This window comes from Nocardiopsis sp. TNDT3 (genome assembly GCF_003427465.1).
Classification (GTDB): Bacteria; Actinomycetota; Actinomycetes; order Streptosporangiales; family Streptosporangiaceae; genus Nocardiopsis; species Nocardiopsis dassonvillei.
The window spans coordinates 1-6,328 of record NZ_QPFC01000513.1 but is presented as its reverse complement, the minus strand read 5'-3'; the positions used below and the strand labels follow the sequence as shown (position 1 = coordinate 6,328).

Below are 6,328 nucleotides of genomic sequence, written 5' to 3'. Positions count from 1 at the left end.
TACCCTGGTGGAGTCGGTCCGGACGGGATCCCGGACCCCGGACGGAACCCGCCGTGCGCGGCGGAGGCGAGGGGAGGAGACGCTGGTGGCGAGCACGTACGCCCTTGTCCCACCGCTCCTTCCGCGTGGCGCGGCACCCACGGTGGGAGCCGTGGGCAGGGCCGCGCGCGGGCGCTCCGCGCACCCCGGCCTGGCCTGGGTGCGGATGCTGCTCCTGGTGTCCGTGCTGCTCGGTGTGGCGGGAATGCACACCCTGGGGCACGCGTCCACGGACACGGAGCACGCCTCTCCCGTCTCCACCGCCTCGGTCGTGGCGCACGCCGATCCCGTTCCGGAGGAGCGGGCCGCTCCTGCGGCCCACGCCGCGTCCGAGGCCGGTGCGCACGCCGCCCCCGTTCCGGAGGCGCACGCCGCCGCGGGCGGGTACTCCGACCCGGACGCGCACGCCGCCTCCCCCGTCACCGACCCGACGACGATGTGCCTGGCGGTGGCCGCCCTGGTGGCCGCCCTCGTCGGGCTGGCCGCCGTGGTCTTCCTCCCCTGGCCGGGAGCGCTGCCGAGGCCGCCGTCCCCGACGCTCCGGCGGGCGGTGCGCGTCGCGCCGCCCGAACCCCCGTGTCTGGCGAAGTTACAGGTGCTGAGGGTGTAGACGCCCCTCCCGGGTGGTGCGGTGGCCCCACGCGCCCCGACACCCGGTCCCGAGCCCTGTTCACCTCGCCGTGGCGCCCCGCGCCATGCGCGAAGAAGCCATGAAGAAGGACCGACGATGACCACGCAGTTCCGTACCCGCGCGTTCCCGGCGGCTCCGGCGGCACTGGCCGCCGCCCTGTTCCTCGCCTCCTGCGGCGGCGGGGAGGCCCCCGACCCCGCGCCCGGGTCCGCCGAGCAGTCGGCGGCCGAGTTCAACGACGCCGACGTCGTGTTCGCCCGGATGATGATCCCCCACCACGAGCAGGCCGTGGAGATGTCCCGGCTCGCCGAGGACCGGGCGGGGGAGGAGGTCGCGGCCCTCGCGGCCGAGATCGAGGCCGCCCAGGGGCCCGAGATCGAACAGCTCCGGGGGATGCTGGACGCCTGGGGGGTCGAGCCCGAGGGCGACGGGGAGCACCACGGCATGTCCGGGATGATGACCGAGGAGCAGATGGCGGAGCTGGAGCGGGCCGAGGGGGAGGCCTTCGACACGCTGTTCCTGGAGTTGATGATCGCCCACCACCGGGGCGCGGTCCGGATGGCCGAGGACCAGCTGGAGAACGGCGTCGATCCCGAGGCCGGTGAGCTGGCCCGGGATGTCGTCGACACCCAGGAGGCCGAGATCGAGGAGATGGAGGCGATGCTCGGCCGAGGTGGCGGCTCCGGGGAGGACGGCACCGGACAGGGCGGTTCCGGACAGGACGCCGAGGGGGACCACGGCGGTCACTGACCCGGCCCGACCCGCGGCGGGCGCCGGGACCGCCCGGCGCCCGCACCGGCCCCCGGGTTTGCCCCGGCGCCCGCCGGTTAGTAGGAGTGCGGACCAGGGCCGGGGGCGCCCGCCCCCGGCGCCGCACGACGCCGAGGGGGAACGCCATGAGCGTGGCGAGCCGGATGCTGGAGACCTATCCCAAGGACCTGGGCGGGGTGGACCGCGAGAGGCTGCGGGCCTGCATCGAGGCGTGCTTCGAGTGCGCCCAGGCCTGTACCGCCTGCGCGGACGCCTGTCTGAGCGAGGACGGGGTCGCCGACCTCGTCAAGTGCGTCCGCACCGACCTCGACTGCGCCGACCAGTGCGAGACCACCGGCCGGGTGCTCTCGCGTCACACCGGTTACGACGCCAATCTGACCCGCGCGGTCCTGGAGGCCTGCGCGCAGGCCTGCAAGACCTGCGCCGACGAGTGCGAACAGCACGCCTCGATGCACGACCACTGCCGGGTGTGCGCGGAGGCGTGCCGACGCTGCGAGCGGGCGTGCCGTGAGCTGATCGACACGCTCTGACCTCTGCCCGGAAGGCGGTTCCGGACCGTCCGGACGGCGGGCCGGGCCGCCCGTGAGGGGCGCGTCGCGGCCTTCGGGGCAGGGCGCGCCGCCGGGGCCGTCGCGGCCCCTGCGCTCAACGGCGGCCCCGGGCCCGGTACTGCTCGACGAGTTCCTCGTGGTCGCCCGGATCGGCCTCGACCAGATGGGCGGTGCGCCCCAGCTCCGCCCCGATCCGCGCCGCGATCTCCTCCGCCCCGGCCCGGGTGGCGTGGAGGCCCGCGACGACCGTGTGGCCGGTCCCCACGGGGTCGTCCTGCTCCTCTTCCGTGCGCGCACCCAGGCTCCAGGGCACCTCGCACGGACCCGTGTGCGACGGGTCGGGGCACAGGAGCCGCGCCACCGGCTCCTGGAGCGCGAGCACCTCGTCGAGGCTGTCGTATCCGGGCACCAGGACCTCGAAGACGCGCGGTCCGTCCGCCATGTGCCACCCCCTGTGGTCGAGCCCCCGACGGTACGCGCCGCGGCCCCGCTCCGCACGCGGATTTCCGGCACGGGTGCCGGAACCGCCCGGTTCAGGCCTCCGCGACCTCCGGCAGGACGGAGCCGAGCAGCTCGACCGCGCGGCGGGGGTCGGAGAACCCCTGGCCGTACACGTAGGCGACCGAGAACCCGGTCGCGGCCAGCTCCAGCAACCGACGGACCAGCGCGTCCCGCGTGGTGTCGGGGGTGACGGAGAAGGTCGTGGTCCTCTCGATCCGGTCGTAGTCGCGCCCCAGGTCCTCGCAGTGCCGCCGGAGCACGTCGAGCTTGTGCGCCGCGTCCGGGCCGCCGAAGATGTTGCACGCGTCCGCGTACTGGGCGACCATGCGCAGCGTCTTGCGCTCCCCGCCGCCGCCGATCATCAGGTACGGGTGCGGTGTGGAGATGTTCTGCGGCGAGTTGAGGGTGCGCTCCAGCGTGTGGTGCCTGCCCCGGTAGGGGCCCTCGTCCCCGCCCCACATCTGGAGGCAGATCTGGACCGTCTCCTCCAGGCGCTCGAACCGCTCCGCCGTGGACGGGAACGGGATACCCAGGCCGTGCGCCTCGTCGGCGTACCAGGCGGCCCCGATGCCCAGCCCGGCGCGTCCGCCGGACAGCGTGTCCAGGGTGCTGATCTGCTTGGCCAGCACACCCGGTTCGCGGTACACGGTCCCCGTGACCAGGGTGTGCAGGAGGACCCGGTCGGTGTGCGCGGCCAGGAAGCCCAGGGTGGTGTACGCCTCCAGCATGGCGTTCTCCTGCGGGCCGATGTCCCCGCCCATCTGCCAGAAGTGGTCCATCACCGTGAGCCGCGAGACGCCCGCGGCCTCGGCGGCGCGGGCGGTGCCGGCGAGCGCGGGGCCGATGGCGGGCGTTCCGCCGTCCCAGGTGAAGTCGGCGACGTGCATACCGAGTTCCATGCGTGTCCTCCTCGACGCGTGCCCGGAGGGTCCCGGACGGGCCCAGTCTGCTGCCTGTGCCCCGTGCGTGCCGGTGTGTGACACGGCCCGGGACCGGGGTCTTCCGGAACGGCGCCGGGGTGCGGTGCCCGAGGCGGGCGGGCGGTTTCGGGTGCGTGTGGCGCCCAAGGCGGAATCGGGGCGCCGGGGCGCGTGGTGTTCGGGTCGCGCGGTCAGCGCCGGACGCCCAGGGTGTGGCGCAGGACGGCCTCGATCTCGCCCACGGTGGGGGTGTCCCCTCCCAGCAGCACGCGCGCGCACAACCCGTCCGACACCGAGGGGAAGGCCTCCACCGCGACCGGATCGTCGGTGTGGCGCCGGGCGATCTCGGTGAGGGTCTGCCGCCAGCGCAGGGCCATGGGGCGCAGCGCGGGGCGGCGCGCGGCGAGCAGCGTCAGCTCCCGTTCGGCCAGGGCACGGCGGCGGTCGGGCCCGGCGGCCTCGGCGATGAGCTGTGCCAGGGTCGCGAGGTCGTCGCCGTCGGCGTCCATGACCCGGCGCAGCTGGGCGATGTAGGAGTCCGAGGCCACGGTCAGGGCGGCCACGAGCAGGTCGTCCAGGGTGGCGAAGTAGTAGGCCACCGAACTCGCGGGCACCCCGGCCTCCCCGGCGACCGTGCGGTGGGTGGCCCCCGAGACCCCGTCGCGTTCGATGACGCGCAGGGCCGCGACGATGATCGCCTCCCGCTTGCGTTCGCCCCGGGCGCGGCGTCCGTCGATCCGCGCACCGATCGTTCGCGTCATCTCCGCCTCCAGGGCCGCGTGCTGCTCGGCTCGCTGGAGTCTAGCAGCGCGCGCTCCCGGCGTGCGGGCGGGCGACGGGCCTCAGGCCGCTCCGAGCTGCAACAACACCACCCCGAGGGTCGCGAGTCCGATGCCCGCGGACTGGGTGCGCGTCAGCCGGTCGCCGAGGAGGAGGGAGCCGGCCAGCGTGACGGCGACGACGCCCGCGGCGGCCCAGACGGCGTAGGCGAACCCGAGGTCGAGCCCTTCGAGGAGGGCCAGTGAGAACAGGTAGTAGGCGCCCAGGACAGAGGCGACCGTCAGCGCCGTCGGCAGCAGCCGGGTGAACCCGTCGGAGTAGCGCGTGGCGAGGGCTCCGACCACCTCTAGGGCCACGGTCCCGGCGAGGAGGGCGTAGGCGAGCAGCATGCTTCCTCCCAGATGTTTCGCGTCGGAGCAGAGCCTCACACAAAACGAACGATAGTTCAACTAGTTCTGGTCAAGGCATCATTGCTCCAGTTCTGGTCCATGGGATATAAGTTGAACTATCGTTCATATAGGTTCGGGGCGTATGTGTCCCGTGATGCGGAGGGGTACGCCATGGCCTGGTTCTTCCTGGTCGCGACCGTCGTGACCGAGGTACTCGGGGCGTTCGCGACCCGTGCCTCGGACGGCTTCACCGCCCCGGTCCCCACGGTGCTGGCGGTCGTCAGCGTGGTGGCGGCCTACTACCTCTTCTCCCTCGCGCTGCGGCACGGGATGCCCGTCGGGGTGGCCTACGGCCTGTGGACGGCGCTGGGCGTGGCCGCCGTGGCGGCCCTGGGCGTGGCCCTGCTCGGGGAGGCGCTCACCTGGCCGCGGGCGGGCGGTCTGCTGCTGGTGACCGTCGGCACGGCGTTCCTCCAGATGGGCGGACGGGAGGAGGGGGAGCGGGCCGCCGCGGGGCCGACCCCCGGACCCGGGGAGTGACCGGGGGCGGCGCGTCCTAGGATGGCCCGCATGCCTCCTCTCCAACGCCCCGGAACACTCCGGTGAAGGTCTCCTCGGTCGTCTCCTTCGTCGTCTTCGTGGCCGTGTTCGTCCTCTCACGCCAGGCCTCGCGCCGCTTCCTGGCCGAGACGGTCGAGCTCTCCGGCTTCGTGCTCGAAGCCGCCTCGTTCACGGCCTCGCTGGCCCTGGCCGGGCTGGCCTCCGGCGCGGTCCTGTACACGGCGCGCCTCTTCCAGCGGGACTGACGCCCGGTCGGCGCCGGAAGGGGGACATCACGCGCCGAGTGCCCGCGGATAACGGGAAAGTCCCAGTACACGACGGTGACGGCCGTACGGGAGGGCCGGAACCTAGACTTTCCCGTGTGGGAGCGGAGAGGGCGCACGGGGACGTGCGCGGCGCGGCGGACAGCCCCTGCGACGTGCACCGGGACGCACGCGGTACGGCCGGGAGGACGCCCGGTGCGCACGGGGCCCTCCTCCGTGCGCCCGGCGACCGACCCGGAGACCGAGACCCCGCCCCGTCCGGCGCCCGCACCCGGCTGGAGCATCCGTGACCGGCTCCGACCGCGGACACCGCCGCGGCGCTCCGCCGGGGACCCAGGACGGCCCGGCCGGACCTCGGGGGCCTTCCGGCGTCCGCGTCACGCGGAGGCTGCGCCTGGACCCCATCGGACCCGAGCACGCCCGCGAACTGTGGCGGCTGCACCGGGACCCCGGCGTCGCCCGCTGGTACGGCGGCAGGTGGACGCGGGGGGAGGCCTGGGAGAGCGCCCTGCACATGGAACGGGCCTGGGAGACCGACGGCGTCCACAAGTGGATCGCGCACGACCGGTGGACCGGCGAGCTGGTGGGGCGCGGCGGCCTGTCCCGCGCCGTGGTGGACTCCCTGTGGTGCCTGGAGGTCGGCTGGGCGGTCCGCGAGTGCTTCTGGGGGCTCGGCTACGCCAGCGAGATCGGCCGCGCGGGGCTGGAATTCGCCTTCCACGACCTCGGCGCGGACGAGGTGGTCTCCTTCACCGAGGTGCACAACCTCCGTTCCCGCGCGGTCATGGAACGGCTCGGTTTCGGCTACGCGCGCGAGATCCGCCACGGGGGAGAGCCCTTCGCGCTCTACCTGATCAGACGCCCCTGAGACGGCGGGTGCGCGAGGCGCCGCCCCACTGGCCGTGGGCGCGGGACGGCCGAA

The 6,328-nt window shown here is 74.2% G+C and carries 10 protein-coding genes; 6 read left to right on the top strand and 4 right to left on the bottom strand.

The window, feature by feature from the left end; genetic code table 11:
• The first annotated feature begins 151 nt into the window (after window positions 1-151).
• The 3 genes from DQW06_RS13425 (at window position 152) to DQW06_RS13415 (ending at window position 1,971) form a co-directional block, all read left to right on the top strand.
• Entirely contained in the window at window positions 152-649 is a 498-nt protein-coding gene (locus DQW06_RS13425) for a DUF6153 family protein (RefSeq protein ID WP_117198564.1), read from the top strand.
• Between the two features lie 117 nt (window positions 650-766).
• A complete protein-coding gene (locus tag DQW06_RS13420; RefSeq protein WP_117198563.1) occupies window positions 767-1,420 on the top strand; it encodes a DUF305 domain-containing protein in 654 nt (217 codons plus the stop codon).
• Between the two features lie 146 nt (window positions 1,421-1,566).
• Window positions 1,567-1,971, top strand: a complete 405-nt coding sequence (locus DQW06_RS13415) for a four-helix bundle copper-binding protein (protein ID WP_013155263.1) — start codon at window positions 1,567-1,569, stop codon at window positions 1,969-1,971.
• Window positions 1,972-2,086: 115 nt separating this feature from the next.
• Here the strand turns inward: DQW06_RS13415 and DQW06_RS13410 are convergent, their stop codons facing one another.
• The 4 genes from DQW06_RS13410 to DQW06_RS13395 form a co-directional block, all read right to left on the bottom strand.
• On the bottom strand, window positions 2,087-2,434 hold the full coding sequence (locus DQW06_RS13410) for a hypothetical protein (RefSeq protein ID WP_013155262.1): 348 nt from the start codon (window positions 2,432-2,434) through the stop codon (window positions 2,087-2,089).
• A 91-nt stretch (window positions 2,435-2,525) separates the two neighbouring features.
• On the bottom strand, window positions 2,526-3,392 hold the full coding sequence (locus tag DQW06_RS13405) for an LLM class F420-dependent oxidoreductase (protein WP_117198562.1): 867 nt from the start codon (window positions 3,390-3,392) through the stop codon (window positions 2,526-2,528).
• A 212-nt stretch (window positions 3,393-3,604) separates the two neighbouring features.
• The gene (locus tag DQW06_RS13400) at window positions 3,605-4,174 is read right to left on the bottom strand and encodes a TetR/AcrR family transcriptional regulator (RefSeq protein ID WP_117198561.1); all 570 of its coding nucleotides are present in this window, start codon (window positions 4,172-4,174) and stop codon (window positions 3,605-3,607) included.
• A gap of 81 nt (window positions 4,175-4,255) precedes the next feature.
• Window positions 4,256-4,582 carry a multidrug efflux SMR transporter gene (locus DQW06_RS13395; protein WP_019607833.1) on the bottom strand — a complete coding sequence of 109 codons (327 nt, stop codon included), beginning with the start codon at window positions 4,580-4,582 and terminating at the stop codon, window positions 4,256-4,258.
• A 171-nt stretch (window positions 4,583-4,753) separates the two neighbouring features.
• On the opposite strand from DQW06_RS13395, the gene DQW06_RS13390 reads away from it, so the two are divergent.
• From DQW06_RS13390 to DQW06_RS13380, 3 genes are all read left to right on the top strand, one after another.
• Complete coding sequence (locus DQW06_RS13390; RefSeq protein WP_019607834.1) at window positions 4,754-5,122, top strand: multidrug efflux SMR transporter; 369 nt, start codon at window positions 4,754-4,756, stop codon at window positions 5,120-5,122.
• 62 nt (window positions 5,123-5,184) lie between these two features.
• Complete coding sequence (locus DQW06_RS13385) at window positions 5,185-5,388, top strand: hypothetical protein (RefSeq protein WP_019607835.1); 204 nt, start codon at window positions 5,185-5,187, stop codon at window positions 5,386-5,388.
• A gap of 304 nt (window positions 5,389-5,692) precedes the next feature.
• Complete coding sequence (locus DQW06_RS13380) at window positions 5,693-6,274, top strand: GNAT family N-acetyltransferase (protein WP_071622840.1); 582 nt, start codon at window positions 5,693-5,695, stop codon at window positions 6,272-6,274.
• Window positions 6,275-6,328: the final 54 nt, after the last annotated feature.